Origin of the sequence: Hominiventricola filiformis, from assembly GCF_020686965.1 — a bacterium.
GTDB classification, from domain to species: Bacteria; Bacillota; Clostridia; order Lachnospirales; family Lachnospiraceae; genus Hominiventricola; species Hominiventricola filiformis.
Map to the genome: position 1 here is coordinate 14,439 of NZ_JAJEPS010000021.1, position 15,622 is coordinate 30,060.

General features: G+C 39.1%; 14 protein-coding genes. 13 read left to right on the forward strand and 1 reads right to left on the reverse strand.

The features are described from left to right. Window positions 1-4 precede the first annotated feature (4 nt). The 7 genes from phoU to LKD36_RS14960 all read left to right on the forward strand — a co-directional run bounded on the left by phoU (window position 5) and on the right by LKD36_RS14960 (window position 8,862). On the forward strand, window positions 5-652 hold the full coding sequence (gene phoU / locus LKD36_RS14930) for a phosphate signaling complex protein PhoU (protein WP_308460089.1): 648 nt from the start codon (window positions 5-7) through the stop codon (window positions 650-652). Then, a complete protein-coding gene (gene ppk1 / locus LKD36_RS14935) occupies window positions 645-2,714 on the forward strand; it encodes a polyphosphate kinase 1 (protein WP_308460090.1) in 2,070 nt (689 codons plus the stop codon). Before phoU ends, ppk1 begins: the two co-directional genes overlap by 8 nt. Before the next feature lie 147 nt (window positions 2,715-2,861). Next, entirely contained in the window at window positions 2,862-3,728 is an 867-nt protein-coding gene (locus LKD36_RS14940; RefSeq protein ID WP_308460091.1) for an AraC family transcriptional regulator, read from the forward strand. Between the two features lie 483 nt (window positions 3,729-4,211). Continuing rightward, window positions 4,212-5,216, forward strand: a complete 1,005-nt coding sequence (locus tag LKD36_RS14945) for a substrate-binding domain-containing protein (RefSeq protein WP_308460092.1) — start codon at window positions 4,212-4,214, stop codon at window positions 5,214-5,216. Between the two features lie 90 nt (window positions 5,217-5,306). Further along, a complete protein-coding gene (locus LKD36_RS14950; protein ID WP_308460093.1) occupies window positions 5,307-6,821 on the forward strand; it encodes a sugar ABC transporter ATP-binding protein in 1,515 nt (504 codons plus the stop codon). 20 nt (window positions 6,822-6,841) lie between these two features. Continuing rightward, entirely contained in the window at window positions 6,842-7,816 is a 975-nt protein-coding gene (locus LKD36_RS14955; protein WP_308460094.1) for an ABC transporter permease, read from the forward strand. Beyond that, entirely contained in the window at window positions 7,816-8,862 is a 1,047-nt protein-coding gene (locus tag LKD36_RS14960; protein ID WP_308460095.1) for a zinc-dependent alcohol dehydrogenase, read from the forward strand. The genes LKD36_RS14955 and LKD36_RS14960 overlap by 1 nt, the downstream gene beginning before the upstream one ends. Window positions 8,863-8,967: 105 nt before the next feature. Here the strand turns inward: LKD36_RS14960 and LKD36_RS14965 are convergent, their stop codons facing one another. Beyond that, window positions 8,968-9,846 (reverse strand): AraC family transcriptional regulator, encoded by an 879-nt coding sequence (locus tag LKD36_RS14965; protein WP_308460096.1) that lies wholly within the window; start codon window positions 9,844-9,846, stop codon window positions 8,968-8,970. 234 nt (window positions 9,847-10,080) lie between these two features. Between LKD36_RS14965 and LKD36_RS14970 the strand changes: the two genes are divergently transcribed. From LKD36_RS14970 to LKD36_RS14995, 6 genes are all read left to right on the forward strand, one after another. Then, window positions 10,081-11,127 carry a uroporphyrinogen decarboxylase family protein gene (locus tag LKD36_RS14970; protein WP_308460097.1) on the forward strand — a complete coding sequence of 349 codons (1,047 nt, stop codon included), beginning with the start codon at window positions 10,081-10,083 and terminating at the stop codon, window positions 11,125-11,127. 13 nt (window positions 11,128-11,140) lie between these two features. Continuing rightward, complete coding sequence (locus LKD36_RS14975; protein ID WP_308460098.1) at window positions 11,141-11,944, forward strand: methyltetrahydrofolate cobalamin methyltransferase; 804 nt, start codon at window positions 11,141-11,143, stop codon at window positions 11,942-11,944. A gap of 14 nt (window positions 11,945-11,958) precedes the next feature. Further along, the gene (locus LKD36_RS14980) at window positions 11,959-12,606 is read left to right on the forward strand and encodes a corrinoid protein (RefSeq protein ID WP_308460099.1); all 648 of its coding nucleotides are present in this window, start codon (window positions 11,959-11,961) and stop codon (window positions 12,604-12,606) included. Between the two features lie 59 nt (window positions 12,607-12,665). Beyond that, window positions 12,666-13,781, forward strand: coding sequence for a 3-dehydro-scyllo-inosose hydrolase (gene iolN / locus LKD36_RS14985; protein WP_308460100.1), 1,116 nt, complete (start codon window positions 12,666-12,668; stop codon window positions 13,779-13,781). 61 nt (window positions 13,782-13,842) lie between these two features. Then, the gene (locus LKD36_RS14990; protein WP_308460101.1) at window positions 13,843-14,643 is read left to right on the forward strand and encodes a transketolase; all 801 of its coding nucleotides are present in this window, start codon (window positions 13,843-13,845) and stop codon (window positions 14,641-14,643) included. Window positions 14,644-14,652: 9 nt separating this feature from the next. Beyond that, window positions 14,653-15,597, forward strand: coding sequence for a transketolase family protein (locus LKD36_RS14995; RefSeq protein WP_308460102.1), 945 nt, complete (start codon window positions 14,653-14,655; stop codon window positions 15,595-15,597). Window positions 15,598-15,622 lie beyond the last annotated feature (25 nt).

A 15,622-nucleotide genomic window follows, 5' to 3' on the forward strand; every position in this document is an offset into this window, starting at 1 on the left:
TGTTATGAGAGACAAATTTCAGCAGCAGCTGCAGCAGTTAAATGAAGACCTGATCGAGATGGGAGCACTTTGTAAAGAAGCAGTGGCAGATGCCATGACAGCACTTCTTCATTCAGATAAACAGGCCAGACAGAAAGCATTTTTAACAGAGTATGAAATTGATAATAAAGAGCGGGAAATTGAAAATCTTTGCATGAAGCTTCTCCTGCAGCAGCAGCCAGTAGCAAGAGACCTGAGAAATATCTCCGCGGCACTGAAGATGATTTCAGATATGGAACGGATTGGAGATCAGGCTTCCGACATTGCAGATATTACAAAGTTTTTGGAAAACAGTGAACTGACCCAGCATGTACATATTCAGCAGATGGCGGAATCTGCCATGAGCATGCTCACAGAAAGTATTGATGCATTCGTCAGAAAAGATCTTCTGCTGGCCAGAAAAGTGATGAAAGAAGACAATACGGTGGATGATCTGTTTAATCAGATTAAGACAGAAGTAATTCAGGAAATTGCCCAGAATCCGAATGAAGGTGAGCTGTGCGTTGATATGATGATGGTTGCAAAATATTTTGAACGTATTGCTGATCATGTGGTAAATATTGCAGAATGGGTAGAATATTCCGTGACAGGAGAACATAAAGAACATGATTGATGACAGTGCCTGTTATCAAAACAGGGAATTATCGTGGCTGAAATTTAACGAAAGAGTATTGGAAGAGGCAGAAGACAGTAGAAATCCGTTATGCGAGCGACTGAGTTTTCTCTCTATCTTTCAAAGCAACCTGGATGAATTTTTTATGGTCCGGATTGGCTCTCTTCACGATATGATGCTTCTGAAGAAAGAAGAACGGGAAAATAAAACCAACATGACGGCCAAGGAACAGATCGCAGCTCTGCTGAAGAGGATTCAGGAACTGACTGCCAGAAAAGATCAGATTTACCGTGAACTGATGGGACAGATCAGTGAACAGGGAGTAGAATTGATCTGCTTTTCGGAATTGACAGAAGATGAATCAAAATATCTGGAACGGTATTTTGTAAGTGAGATTCAGCCACTTCTGTCAACAATCATTGTAGGAAAAAAACAGCCATTTCCATTTTTGAAAAATAAAGATATCTATGCAGTGGCAGTTCTGGAAACCCGGAGTGAGAAAGAGAGAATCGCCATTATTCCCTGCAACAGCGGAGTGTTTGAACGTCTGATTGCAATTCCATCAAGACCAGGTTCTTTTATGCTGGCGGAGGAACTGATTTTGCATTTTCTGCCTAAAGTATTCCGGAAATATAAGATTGTAGCAAAATCATTGATCCGTATTACAAGAAATGCAGATATTGATGCAGACAGTATTTATGATGAAGACTTGAATTACCGGGATCATATGGCAGAAGTAGTGAAGCTTCGCAAAAAACTCTGTCCGGTCCGCATGGAAATGACCCGGGAGCTGGATGAGACGATTCTGAAGCGTTTTTGCGAAGTGTTAGGTCTGAAAGAACAGCAGGTATTCCGAATGGAATCCCCTATGGATCTTTCCTTCCTGTTCCGGATTCAGGATGAACTCCGCACAAAGCCGGAGTTATTTTACCAGAGACGTATCCCACAGAACAGTCCTATGATCGACCGTGCGCAGCCGGTGATTCCGCAGATCCTGGAAAAAGATATTCTGCTTTCTTATCCCTACGAGAGTATAAAACCATTCTTAAATATGCTTCATGAAGCTGCCTGGGATCCGAAAGTAGTGTCCATTAAGATGACACTTTACCGTCTGGCAAAAGACAGTAAAGTAGTAGAAGCGCTGGTGGAGGCTGCGGAGAATGGCAAGCAGGTGGATGTACTGGTAGAACTGAAGGCCCGTTTTGATGAGGAAAATAATATCGAATGGTCCAGACGTCTGGAAGATGCAGGCTGTCATGTGATCTATGGTCTGGATGGATTAAAAGTTCATTCCAAGCTCTGTCTCATTACCAGACGGGAAGAAGGAAAGATCGAGTACATTACCCAGATCGGTACCGGAAATTATAACGAGAAAACGGCGCGGCTTTATACAGATCTTTCACTGATGACTGCAGATCCTGAGATCGGACAGGATGCGATGACGGTATTTCAGGCATTGGCCATGGGCGAGACAGTGGATCATGTGAATACGCTTATGGTAGCACCGAAATGTCTGCAGAATAAAGTTCTGGAGCTGATGGATCGGGAGATTGCAGAGGCAATAGAAGACCGGGATGCGTATATCGGTATTAAGATCAATTCCCTGACCGATAAGAAGATCATTGATAAATTGATCGAAGCGTCAAAAGCAGGCGTCCGCATTGAGATGGTGATTCGTGGGATTAACTGTATTCAGAGTGGTATTGCGGGAAAAACCGATCATATCCGTGTAGTCAGTATTGTAGGCCGTTATCTGGAACATTCGAGAATTTATTTCTTCGGAACCGGTGAGCGGGAACAGGTATCTATTGCATCTGCAGATTTTATGACCAGAAATACTCTTCGCCGGGTAGAAGTGGCAGTTCCGATCAAAGATGAGGCATTACGTGACCGGTTGAGAGCGATGTTCCGTATTATGCTGGAAGACAACGTAAAAGCCAGAGTACAGCTGGCAGACGGCAGTTACCGGCATGTATCCAGACCTGATGGGGAAGAGCCACTGAATTCACAGGAATATTTCTTTGAAAAAGCCTATGAGGCAGCTGGAAATCTGAATAAATAATAGTAGAGAATGTCATTGGTGATTTTCAATGGACAAATTTTATTAATATTTGTATAATTAAAGCAACACTTTTCATTTGGTATGTGTCTGATGAAAGGTGTTGTTTATGTTTTAAAATACTTAAAATTACCAAAGGATGTTGTAGCTGTGAGTTATAAAGAAATTTCAAGAAGTGATAAAGAAAATGTAGAATTATCATGTGTTCCTTTTTGTATTGAGCGTAGAGAGATAATCAATCCAGATCCCATTCATATTCATAGTTTTCATCAGCTTACGATTATTACCAGAGGAAGTGCAATATTAGAGGTAAATAATTTTTCATGTAGAGTCAGCGCGAGAAATGTATTTGTGATCGGTAGTTATGCACCGCATTGCTTGAAAGAACCAGAAAATTTGGAAATTATACATATATTATTTCAGTTGGAAGATTTGATGAAATATACACAGAGTTTACATAATAGTGAAGGCTTTCGTTCTCTTTTTATGTTTCAAGTATCTACTTTTTTGAATAATCGCCCAAGTAATATTTTGAGACTGGGATATCATAATATTCAGAAAGTTATGCAACTGGCAGATGAATTGATTCAAGAAGCAAATGATGCAGAGCCTGGTAAAGAGATTGTGATCCAGTCTTATTTTATGATTTTGGTTACCTATCTATCTCGCTATTTTGATTTGGAAGATGAACTGGAACGTGATACGTATGAGTTTTACTGTCTAATCGAACATATTAAGAAGAATCTTACGGAGAATTATTCTTTGCAGGAGCTTACGAAACTGACAACATTAAGTGAAAAACAGATTAGAAAATATTTTACACAAAAATATCATTGTTCACCGATACAGTATTTGAATCATCTAAGACTCGAAAGGGCAAAATATTATTTAATCACTACCGATCAAAATATTTCAGAAATTGCAGCAGCGTGTGGATTTGATGATAGTAATTATTTTTCTAGAAAATTTAAACAGGAATATGGAGTTTCCCCCAGAGAATTTAAACGTCATATGTAATGTTTAAAAATATTTGCTTTTGATAAGTTTATAATATTTTTATGTTCGTATCATAATTATAATTTAAAATAAAACTGAATATAAGATTGTAATCCCCTCAAATTTGCTTGTTTTAAAGGATTTGGGGGGATTTTTGATTGTAAATAGTAATCTTGCAAAAAACGAAAAAAATATGTAGCAAAAAGGAAAAATTGAGAAAGGTTATGCTAGAGTCTGAAAGGAATGTGCTAAAAAAGGATATAGAAGTGCGGATAGCGGATGAGTAATTTAAGGATTATTTTGTGTAAAAATGATAAAATTTAGAAAAATAAACAAAGATATTTATGAATTGTGAAAAAATAATAAAGATGAGAAACAATAGCATTGACATTATGCACAAAAATAGGGGGCTAGAAGGGGGTGGATAACAGCTGATAAGTAGTGCGTAATTGTCCTGGTGATTGCTATCAACAATATATAAAAGAAAAGAAAGGGAAAAATATAATGAAGAAATTTATTGTAGTTTTATTATCGGTCAGTATGATGACTATGTGTTTGTTTGGATGTGGTGCAAAAGAAGAATCTGCTGCAACACCTGAAGCGAGTGAAGAGTCTGCTGCAACATCAGCAGATGAAAAAGACTCTGTTGAAACCATGAAAATTACAGTGTCGATTGCATCTTTTGACAATACATTTGCATCCTTTACTATGTCACGTATGAAACTTTTTAATGAAGAGCATCCAGAATTAGAAATTACTTATCTTGATGCAGCAAATGATGCTGCCACGCAGGTTACGCAAATTGAACAGGCAGTTATTAATGGAACACAGGCTGTTATCTGCCTGGCGGTAGATGCAAAACAGACACAGCCAATTATTTCTGCATGTCATGATGCTAATGTTCCGCTGATTGCTTTCAATCGTGTGTTTGAAGGCTGCGATACTTTTGTTGGTGCAAATAATGCAGATGCAGGTCGACTGGTAGCAGAACGTGTCGGAGAACTTTTGAATGGCTCTGGTAAAATTGCCTTAGTACAGGGAATAATGGGACAGGCCAATACATATGAACGTACGGATGCTATTACTGCGACTCTGAAAGAAAAATATCCGGATATCGAAATTGTTCTGGATGGTGCAGCTGATTGGAAACGTGATAAAGCACTCGAGCTGGTTGAGACTTGGTTACAGTCTGGAACGGAATTTGATGCAATTATTGCTTTAAATGATGACGCTGGATTAGGCTGTCAGCAGGCTCTGGCAGCTGATGGAAAAGAATCCATTCCTGTTATTAGTATCAATGGTGACCCATCTGGTATCAATGGCGTAAATGATGGAATTCTTGATTCTACGGCTTTCCAGGCTCCGTTTACTCAGGCGGATGCTGCTCTTGAGATTGCTATGGATTATATCCAGGGAGGAACGCCTACAGACGTATTTAAAGTAGATTATGAATTAATTACAAAAGATAATGTGGCAGATTATATGCAATTTACTTCTCTTGAAAAATAATCAGTAAAATATAATATTGAAATTGTGTAGCAGCAGGCTGCTGCCTGCTGCTATTTGAATATTGTACACCCATTATAGGAGGAATAACGCATGAATAGCGAATATATCCTTGAGATGAATCATATAACAAAAACATTTTCTGGTGTAACTGTTTTACATGATGTAACTTTTCAGGTTCGCAGAGGCATTGTTATGGGACTTATGGGAGAAAATGGTGCAGGTAAATCGACTTTGATGAAGATTCTACAGGGCGTATATACTCCTACTGAAGGAAATATTATGTTTGATGGACAGCAGCTGGAAGTTAGCAATATAAATCAAGCATTGCTGAAAGGAATTTCCATGATTCATCAGGAGATGAGTCCGATTCCGGATATGACAGTTGCTGAAAATATTTACATTGGACGTGAACCAAAGACAAAACTAGGATTTGTAGATGAGAAAAAATTGAAAGAAATGACCAGTGAACTCTTGGAAGACCTGGAATTAAATTTTAGTGCAGATACAAAAATGAGAGATCTTACCATTGCAAATATGCAGATGGTAGAAATTGCAAAAGCGATTTCATTTAATTCAAAATTGATTATTATGGATGAACCAACTTCGGCTATTACGGAAAGAGAAGTAGCAAATTTGTTTCGTATAATACGTCGATTGAAGGAAAACGGTACAACCATTATTTATATTAGCCATAAAATGGATGAGATTCTTGAAATCACAGATGAAATTACGGTATTAAGAGACGGGTATAAGACGGGGCATGATTTGTCAAAAAATTTAACGCAGGATGAGTTGATTCAAATGATGGTAGGACGAAGCCTGGACAGTATGTTCCCAAAGACTTTTGCACCAATTGGCGAGGTGATACTAAAAGTAGAAAACCTGACGTTTAAAAAATATTTTCATAATATAAGTTTTGAAGTACACAGAGGTGAGATTGTAGGGTTTGCCGGTCTGGTTGGAGCTGGAAGAAGTGAGGTTCTGGAAACTCTCTATGGACTAAGACATGCGGAAAGTGGAAGAGTTTATATTAAAGGAACAGAAGTATATATTAAGAATCCGCAGGATGCAATCAACCATGGAATTGGATTATTGACAGAAGACCGTAAGGCTTCGGGATGTTTTCTTCCTCTTGGTGTGAAAGAAAATATCATTATGCCTACCGTTAAACAGTTCAAAAAAACGATTTTCGTAGATGACAAACGAATCGAAGAAGAAGCTGAAAAACAGAAAAAGAATTTGGGGATTAAAGCAACATCTTTAGAGCAGCATATTGTATACCTTTCTGGTGGAAATCAACAGAAGGCTCTGGTTGCCAGATGGCTGGTCAATAATCCGGATGTTTTGATTGTTGATGAACCTACTCGTGGTATTGATGTAAATGCAAAAGCAGAAATCCACAAAAAGCTTTGCGAACTTGCAAATCAAGGAAAAGCAATCATTATGGTGTCTTCGGAGATGCCAGAGGTCATCGGCATGAGTGATAGAATTTATATTATGCATGAAGGTGAGATGACTGGCGAATTAACGAGAAATGAGTTTAGCCAGGAACTTATCGTAAAAATGGCATCTTTGAGCAAGGCACAACTAAATGAAGGCAGATAAGCAGGTGCAGGAGGAACAAAATGGAAAAGAATAATACAATGAGTAAAAAGTTTAATAGATTTTTTAATGAGTATAGTATTATCATTATTTTTGCTGTGATGGTTGCTATTCTGGCAGTTTTGAAACCGCAGTTTATTGCTGCTAGTAATATCATTAGTATGATTCGTCAAGTTTCTCTGATTGGAATCTTGGCAATGGGTATGATGCTTGTTATTATAAACGGCGGCGTAGATTTGTCGGCAGGTGCACAGATCGCATTGGTCTCGGTTGTGTGCTCGTTATTTGCGCAGGAAACACAGAACAATTTGTTATTGGCAATTATACTGTCAATTGCGATGGGCCTGTTTTGTGGATTAGTGAACGGAATTTTGATCACAGGACCTAAGATCCCACCGTTCATTGCTACTCTTGGTATGACAAATATTGCAAAAGGAATGGCACTTTTGTTTTGCGATGGACAGCCTATTCAAGTGGAAAATAAAGTGATTCTTTGGCTTGGAAGTTATCGTATTGGTTCAGGTGATTGGGCAATGCCGGTTTTGATCCTGATTTTCCTTGGATGTGCATTGATTAATCATATTGTTCTTCGAAAAACACATTTTGGGAAAAAAGTGTACGCATTGGGAGGAAATGAACAGGCAGCACGTGTCTGCGGTGTTAGTGTAGAAAAGACTCGTATTTGTGTTTATCTTTTACTTAGCCTTTATGCGGCAATTGCCGGTATTCTGATTTCTGGACGTGTTGGAGCTGGTGCAACTAGTAATGGTATAGAATATCATCTGGATGCGATTGCTTCTTGCGTTATCGGCGGCGTCAGTATGAAGGGCGGTGTCGGAAATGTGCTAGGTGTTGTAGTTGGTGTATTAATCATGGGAGCACTACAGAATGGTTTGAATATTATGGGAGTGTCTCCTTATTGGCAGCAAATTTGTAAGGGATTAATTATTATTGTTGCAGTTGTTGCTGATACTATGAAGAAAGGATCTGATAAATAATGAAAGCATTAGTTATGCGTGGAGCCGGACAGTTCGGAATAGAGGAAGTACCGATGCCGATCTGTGGAGATGATGAAGTTTTGGTGCGTGTAAAATCAGTTGCAATATGCGGATCTGATCCAGTACTATTGGCTGGAGGAAGTATGAAAGACGGCCTTCCAAGGAGTCTTCCTCATATTCCTGGGCACGAAGGTGCAGGCGTTATTGAGCAAATAGGAAAAAACGTTCGTGGTTATAAAGTTGGAGATGCTGTTGCGGTAGAGTCTCATCTTGGATGTGGATATTGCGAAAATTGTCAGGCTGGACATTATAATCTCTGCATGAATTTTGGAAAAGTAGAGTTAGGACATAAACAGTATGGTTTTACTGTCCCGGGATGTTTTGCAGAATACTGTGTGTACAGAACAGAAGTGCTACATAAGATTCCAGATAACCTGACTTACGATCATGGTGCATTAACTGATACAGTAGCAACTGCATTTCATCTGATCCAGCAGGCAGGAGTAAAGCCGGGAGGCTGGACTACGATTATAGGATGCGGACCTGTTGGTATGGCAATGTTGATGCTTTGCCGGGCAATGGGAAGTAAGACAATAGTACTTGAAACCGGATCACGTCTTAAAAAGGCAAAAGAATTTGGTGCAGATTATGCCATTGATTTCATGGACACAGATGCATTGGAACAAGTGTTGGCCGTGACAGATCACATTGGAGCGGATCAGAGTTTTGATTGCGCAGGTAATCGGGCATCTATGAATCTTGCTCTGCATACATGCAGACGAGGTGGAACAGTTGGACTAGTGGCAATTCCTGCAAAGCCTGAAATGGAGATTGATATTAAAACGATCGTGTGGGATGAAAAGAAACTAGTTGGAAGTAGAGGAAATCCAAATTGTCATAAACAAGTTTTGGAGATGATGAGTGCTGGATATATTGAAGCTGAAAAGATGATTTCCCATCACTTCCCATTAGACCAGTTTAAAGAAGCATTGGATCTATTTACCAGTAGAGCAGATGGTGTGGTAAAGGTTATTATCACTATTTAAAATTCATTATAATTAAAAAAAAGCTCCAGCTAAATAGATAATAGAATAATAAATAAAAATATCGTCGGCCGAATGCTGACGATATTTTTATTTGCATTAATTTGATTATTGTTTTCCACCTATGCTTTGCTTGAATTCTCTTGGGGAAACTCCAAATTCCTGCTTGAATTTTCTGGAAAAGTAGTTGCTATCATCAAAGCCACAGGTACTTGCGATTTCAGAGATGTTCATTTCAGAAGAAATGAGGTAATACTTTGCTTTTTCTAATTTTAGGTGATTAATGTATTGCATTGGAGAGCAATGATATTTTTTCATAAAAAGTCTACGGAGGTTCTTTTCATTAAGTAATGAGAGTCTGGTTAAATCCTCCATAGAGAATCGCTCACTAAAATTATGATTGATATATTCGGTTAAGCGATAAAAAGAGTAAGAACTCTGATCAGGCTCTTTGCTCAGGTCAAATGTTCTGGATAGGTAAGTAATCAGAATCATAAAATAGGATTGGATAATGATATCCTGTCCAGGTTCCGGATTATTGATCTCCTTTAGCATGGAATCTGTAAGGTGAAGTACCTTCTGGATGCCTTCATAATCTAACATTAGAACATTATTTGGGCGATCATAGAAGGAGGTGGATGCCTGAAATATAAAAAGGGAACGAAATCCTTCACTCTGTTGCAAAGATAAAGAGTATTTCATGAGATCATCTAAAGAGAACAGGATATTAATTACCTCAATATTGTCCGTATGCTCCAGAAAATGAGGTGCATAACTACTAATGACATACACGCTTCCGGCACTGACTTTGCAGGAAGTGTTATTCACAACCAGTGTGGCACTACCCTGGGTCACAACAGTCAGTTGATGATAGTTGTGGATATGTACAAAATCAGGAGAAGTCAAAGTGCTGCGTTCAATGCAAAATGGAACACATTGAAAAAAAATATTTTGTTTATCGTTTTTTGTGATTTCTTCATAACTCATAGACAAGATATTCCTTTAAAATATAATACAACATAATAATATAGCACAAAATTATACTTGTCAAATGTAAAAAATTGTGCAAAAGAGAAGAAGTAAGAATTGTGCTAAATCTTTTTCTGTCATGCTAAAGAAAGGTATAATCATCTAGTTTTTTGGAGACCTTTGTTCATGAAAAAAAATACAAATAATGTAAAATATAATCATCAAGAGGAACAAAGCTAAGGAGGTTAAAAAGTGTACGCACCAGATTCGACATTGAGAGACAGAACATTTGACCGTTTGAAAAAAAGCATAGATGGAAAACCATCCGATGGGCATAGTGTTTTCTTTTATTATACATATCCTTTTTTTCAAAATGTAACAGGTGTAGATCTGCAGGAGTATTATCATAAACCGGAAGTAATGTTAGAAGTTCAGCAAGAAGTGTATGAAATGTTGGACAATTGCGGAAGCTTTGCTCCGGATACAGGTGCAGTTGCGGAGTGCACTGGATTGGGCGGACAGGTGAGATTTGATGCACATGGTTTTATCTCTGTAAAAGAAATGGAAATTGAAACCCTGGAAGATGTTTTACAGATGAAACCAGGTGATCCCTGGGGAGACAATTATATGCGCATTGGTTTGGAAACTTTTCAGTATATGCTGGAAAATGCACCAAAACATATTAAGGTAAATCCGCCAGTTCTTCATGGACCATTTACGGTAGCTGCTCAGCTACGAGGAATCAGTCAGATGTGCATGGATATTCTAGTGGAACCAGACATTGCAGAAGCATTGTTGGAAGTGTGCACAGAGACTTCAATTAATTATTTAAAAGAGATAGAAAAGGTAATGGGCGGTCCGCTGCACCACATTCTGGTTGGCGATGATATTTCCTCCTTTTTAAGTAAAAATCAGTATCGGGAATGGGTATTGCCATACTATGAAAAAATTTTCAAAGAATTCCCGAATATGCAACGCTGGTTGCACAACGATGCAAACGCCGCCCATCTTTTTTCTGAGATCAAAGATGGAGGATGGGATGCATGGCAGTATGCACCGTCTATTGATCCACTGGCTGCACTGGAGGGAAGTGAAGGAAAAGTTACACTTCTGGGAGGATTGAATCCGGTTGCACTTCAGAAAAAAACACCAGAAGAGACATATGATCTTTGTATAGAAACATTAAAAGGTTTCAAAGGAAACAACAAACTGGTGCTTGGACCTGGAGGATCTGTAAATCAGGTTCCGATCGAGAATTTGAAAGCAATTTTGAAAGCTGCAGATGACTATAAGATTTAAAAGAGGATAAGAAATGATTATTATTGGTGAGAAAATTAATGGTTCTATTCCGGCAGTGGCTGAAGCAATAGCAAAAAGAGATGCGGATTTTATTCGTGCTCGTGCAAAAGCACAGGATGAAGCGGGGGCTACATATATTGATGTTTGTGCTTCTGTTCCGGAAAATGAAGAAATCGAGGTTCTTCGTTGGTTGATTGAACAGGTACAAAGTGTAACTGAACTGCCGATTTGCGTAGATTCCCCAAGCCCACATAGTTGTGTAGCGGCCATGAAATTCTGCAACAAACCTGGAATCATTAATTCTGTATCTGGAGAAGGGGAAAAGATGGATATCATTTTCCCAGCGATTGCGGATACAAAATGGCAGTGTATAGCACTTTTGTGTGCCAAAGGTATTCCGACCAGTGCACAGGATAGATTGGATGTATTTCACAATATTATATCAAAAGCTGAAAAGTATGGAATTACACCGGAAAGATTTTATGTTGATCCATTGGTTGAAATGCTCTGCACTTCTGAGGATGGCATCAAAATGGTGACAGATGTTATTAGAAGCATTAAAGAAGAATACCCGCAAATTCATATTGTCGGAGCTGCAAGTAATGTCTCTTTTAATTTACCGGCCAGGAAACTTTTGAATCAGACATTTACAGTGCTGGCAATGAATGCAGGAATGGATGCTGCGGTTCTGGATCCTCTGAATAGAGATCTGATGGGAATGATATATGCAACAGAAGCAATGCTTGGCATGGACGATTATTGTATGGAATACATTTCTGCATACAGAAAAGGAATTTTTGGAACTGCAAAAAAATAGAAAGGAGAGATAAAATGAGTAAATTAGATGAATTATCTCAGGCGGTAGAAGCGGGAAAAGCAAAACTTGTACCAGCTCTTGTTCAGGCAGCTCTGGACGAGGGGAACAGCGCTACGGATGTTTTGAATGTTGGTATGATTGATGCAATGGATCGCGTCGGGGAAAAATTTAAAAATGGAGACATTTTTGTTCCGGAAATGATGATTGCGGCTAGAGCAATGAAAACTGGTGTCGAAATTTTGAAACCATATCTTGCAAGTTCTGGTTCTGCGTTTATTGGAAAGTATGTAATGGGAACAGTGTATGGAGATTTGCATGATATTGGCAAAAACCTTGTCATTATGATGATTGAGGCTGCGGGATTTGAAGTTATCGATCTTGGAATTGATGTGCCGGTTGAAAAGTTTGTGGAGGCGGTGGAAAATGATCCGGAAGTTAAGATTGTTGGAGTATCTGCATTGCTGACAACAACGATGCCGGCAATGAAAGAAACCGTTGAAGCTCTGAATGAATCAGCTGTGCGGGATCGATTCAAAATTATGGTTGGTGGTGCACCTGTTACACAGGAATTCGCTGATGAAATAAAAGCAGACGTATATACTGCGGATGCAGCAAGTGCTGCACAGAAAGCAAAAGAACTCGTACTTGGACTTGCTGGCTAATAGCGGCAAGTTACAATAAAAACAAATCAATATTATTCCATTAATAGGAGGACAAAAAAATGGCATTAAATGATGTACCAAAATTAATCTACAGCAATGACGGGAAGATGAGTTTCGAAGACACTAAAGTTGGTCGGATGAAAAAAGAGATTTTCGATGCAACAGAAGAACAGCTTGATGAGATGCTTGCTGAATTTGGTTTTCCGTGTGACCCGCAGTTTGGAGCACCGGGAATGTATATCCAGACTACGATCCGTAAAGATCTGAAAGAAGAACAGAAGAAAAATGATGTGGTTCTGATCCCTGTTGGATGTACTGAAATGCATGGAGATCATACTGTTTCTGCAATGGATACATTTTTTGTAACCTGTATCTGTGAGGGAGTTCGTCGTTACACAGCAAAGAAAGGTTATCCGACTGCAATTGCTCTTCCGCCGCTTAACTATGGATGCCATCCGCTGCATCATATGGGTATGCCTGGAACTATCGTTGTTCACGAAGATATTGTTATCGGACAGCTTGAAGATGTAATGCTTGGTCTTTGGAACGATGGATATCGTAAACAGATCATTATTAACAATCATGGTCAGTTCTGGGTAATTGAGTCTGCATTACAGCGTTTCTGCAAACAGTATCAGTTACCGGGAATCTTCCGTGCAATCGATTGGCATCGAGCAGTGCGTGAAATGTTCGCAATAAAACGTGATGGTGGACTGTATGATACTCCGTTTACTCATGCTGATGAAGCAGAGACATCTTGCGGACTGTATCTGTTCCCGAAAATGTGCAATATGGATTATGCCGTTGACACTGATCCGATGAGCCTTATGAAAGAAGATGGTGGTCATTTTGATAACTCTGTAGATAGTTACCGTCGACCGTCCAGATGGTCAGAAGGTGAAGGACATTCTGCAATGGAAATCTACGCTACACCGGAAGGCGTTGTTGGACATCCGACCAGAGCAACTGTAGAAAAAGCAAAACGTCCGCTGCTTTGTATTATGAAATATATTGTTATGCTGATTGATGAGTATCTGGATTCTTATCCGGTAGGAACTACTCCGAAGCCGGAGGCAATGACTCTTCGTACTACTGAGGAGATGGAACCGTACATGAAAGAGCCGTTTACTGAAGGATGGCGTTCAGTTTACGGAATCAATAAATTTGTATATTAATTAATATACCCTATTATGGCCACACTTTAAAGTGTGGCCAAAAAAGAAATCAGGTGAAATCATGTTAAAGGAAAAAGCGCAGGAATTGCGTAAGAAAACATTTGAGACTATTTACAACGCAGGAGGAGGACATTATGGCGGCTCTCTTTCTGCTATTGAAATAATGACAACTCTTTATTACGATGTTATGAATCTTCGACCACAGGAACCGACTTGGCCTGACAGAGATAGATTTATCCTTTGCAAGGGTCATGCAGGACCTCCTCTTTATGTGATTTTAGCCGATCGAGGATTTATTGATCCGGAAAGATTAAAAGAGTTAGATGTGAATGGAGGCAGCCTCCCGAAACATGTTGATCGTTTGAAAGTACAGGGAATTGATTATTCTTCTGGTCCGTTAGGACAGGGACTTTCTGTCGCATGTGGTATGGCATCAGCAGCAAAGCTGGACAATAAAGATCTGTATGTATATGCCCTGATGGGTGATGGTGAGTTAGATGAAGGTCAGATTTGGGAAGCAGCTATGACAGCAGCTCATTATAAATTAGATAATTTAGTAGCTATCGTCGACAGAAATATGAATCAGATTGATGGAACCACAGAAGATGTAATGGCTTTGGAACCATTACCTGAAAAGTGGGAAGCATTTGGATGGCATGTACAGGTAGTTGACGGTCATGATACCGATGCAATCAAAGAGGCAATTAATACAGCAAAAGCCATGAAAGAAAAACCAAGTGTGATTATCGCAAATACGATCAAAGGTAAAGGTATTTCGTTCATGGAAAATCAGTATAAATGGCATAGCGGACAGATTACTGAAGAGCAGTTTGTCCAGGGTATGCGTGAGTTGGAAGTGTAGGTGAACACTATGAGAAAACTTGGTGAAGAAAGAGATACTAAAACAACTTATGGTGAAACTATTACTGCTCTTGGTAAGGAATATCCCGAGATCGTGGCAGTAGAAGCAGACTTAATGAAAGCTTCAGGAAGTGATTTGTTTAAAGAAACATTTCCGGAAAGAATGTTTAATGTAGGTATTGCTGAACAGGATGCACTTAGTTTTGGCGCGGGACTTGCAGCAATGGGAAAAACTCCTTTTGTAAGTGGGTTTGCATGTTTTGTGGCACAACGTGCATGTGACCAGGCACAGAACTCGATTGCCTATAATGATTTTAATGTAAAAGTAATTGGAACTTATGCAGGACTGACCAGCGAAAAAAATGGTGGTACACATATTTCTATTGATGATGTGGCAATTTACCGTAACATGCCAAGATTTCAGGTATTTGATCCAGGAGATGCAAATGAGTTTGAAGCTGTTTTGAGATATGCAGCTGAACATGAAGGCCCTGTATATATACGTTCTAATAAAGGAAAATTCCGGACATTTACAACAAAAGGAGAAAAGTTTGTACCGGGCAAAGCAGTTGTTCTGAATGAAGGTACAGATATTGGACTTATTACCTCTGGTATTACCACTAATGAAGGTATCAAAGCAGTGGAAGAACTTGAGGCCCGTGGTATTCATGTATATCACATGCACATGCCGAGTATTAAACCAATTGACAGAGAAGCAATTGTTGATATGGCGAAGAAGACGGGCATGATTATAACCGTTGAGAATCATACGATTTATGGAGGCCTGGGAAGTGCAGTGGCAGAGGTCCTTTGTGAGGAGTATCCGGCAAGACTTGTACGATTAGGATTCCAGGATCATTTTGGAGAGACTGCAAAATTAAACTATATGATGCATAAATATGGAATTGATAAAGATGCGATCATTGCTAAGATAACTGATAGTGTAGAAAAATAAGTTATGGTTGCTATAGGGGGGAAAA

Excerpts from the sequence above, each read along its gene's own strand:
- phoU (WP_308460089.1), top strand. The coding sequence starts at position 5 with ATGAGAGACAAATTTCAGCAGCAGCTGCAGCAGTTAAATGAAGACCTG.
- ppk1 (WP_308460090.1), top strand. The coding sequence starts at position 645 with ATGATTGATGACAGTGCCTGTTATCAAAACAGGGAATTATCGTGGCTG.
- LKD36_RS14945 (WP_308460092.1), top strand. The coding sequence starts at position 4,212 with ATGAAGAAATTTATTGTAGTTTTATTATCGGTCAGTATGATGACTATG.
- LKD36_RS14950 (WP_308460093.1), top strand. The coding sequence starts at position 5,307 with ATGAATAGCGAATATATCCTTGAGATGAATCATATAACAAAAACATTT.
- LKD36_RS14955 (WP_308460094.1), top strand. The coding sequence starts at position 6,842 with ATGGAAAAGAATAATACAATGAGTAAAAAGTTTAATAGATTTTTTAAT.
- LKD36_RS14960 (WP_308460095.1), top strand. The coding sequence starts at position 7,816 with ATGAAAGCATTAGTTATGCGTGGAGCCGGACAGTTCGGAATAGAGGAA.
- LKD36_RS14965 (WP_308460096.1), bottom strand. The coding sequence starts at position 9,846 with ATGAGTTATGAAGAAATCACAAAAAACGATAAACAAAATATTTTTTTT.
- LKD36_RS14975 (WP_308460098.1), top strand. The coding sequence starts at position 11,141 with ATGATTATTATTGGTGAGAAAATTAATGGTTCTATTCCGGCAGTGGCT.
- LKD36_RS14980 (WP_308460099.1), top strand. The coding sequence starts at position 11,959 with ATGAGTAAATTAGATGAATTATCTCAGGCGGTAGAAGCGGGAAAAGCA.
- iolN (WP_308460100.1), top strand. The coding sequence starts at position 12,666 with ATGGCATTAAATGATGTACCAAAATTAATCTACAGCAATGACGGGAAG.
- LKD36_RS14990 (WP_308460101.1), top strand. The coding sequence starts at position 13,843 with ATGTTAAAGGAAAAAGCGCAGGAATTGCGTAAGAAAACATTTGAGACT.
- LKD36_RS14995 (WP_308460102.1), top strand. The coding sequence starts at position 14,653 with ATGAGAAAACTTGGTGAAGAAAGAGATACTAAAACAACTTATGGTGAA.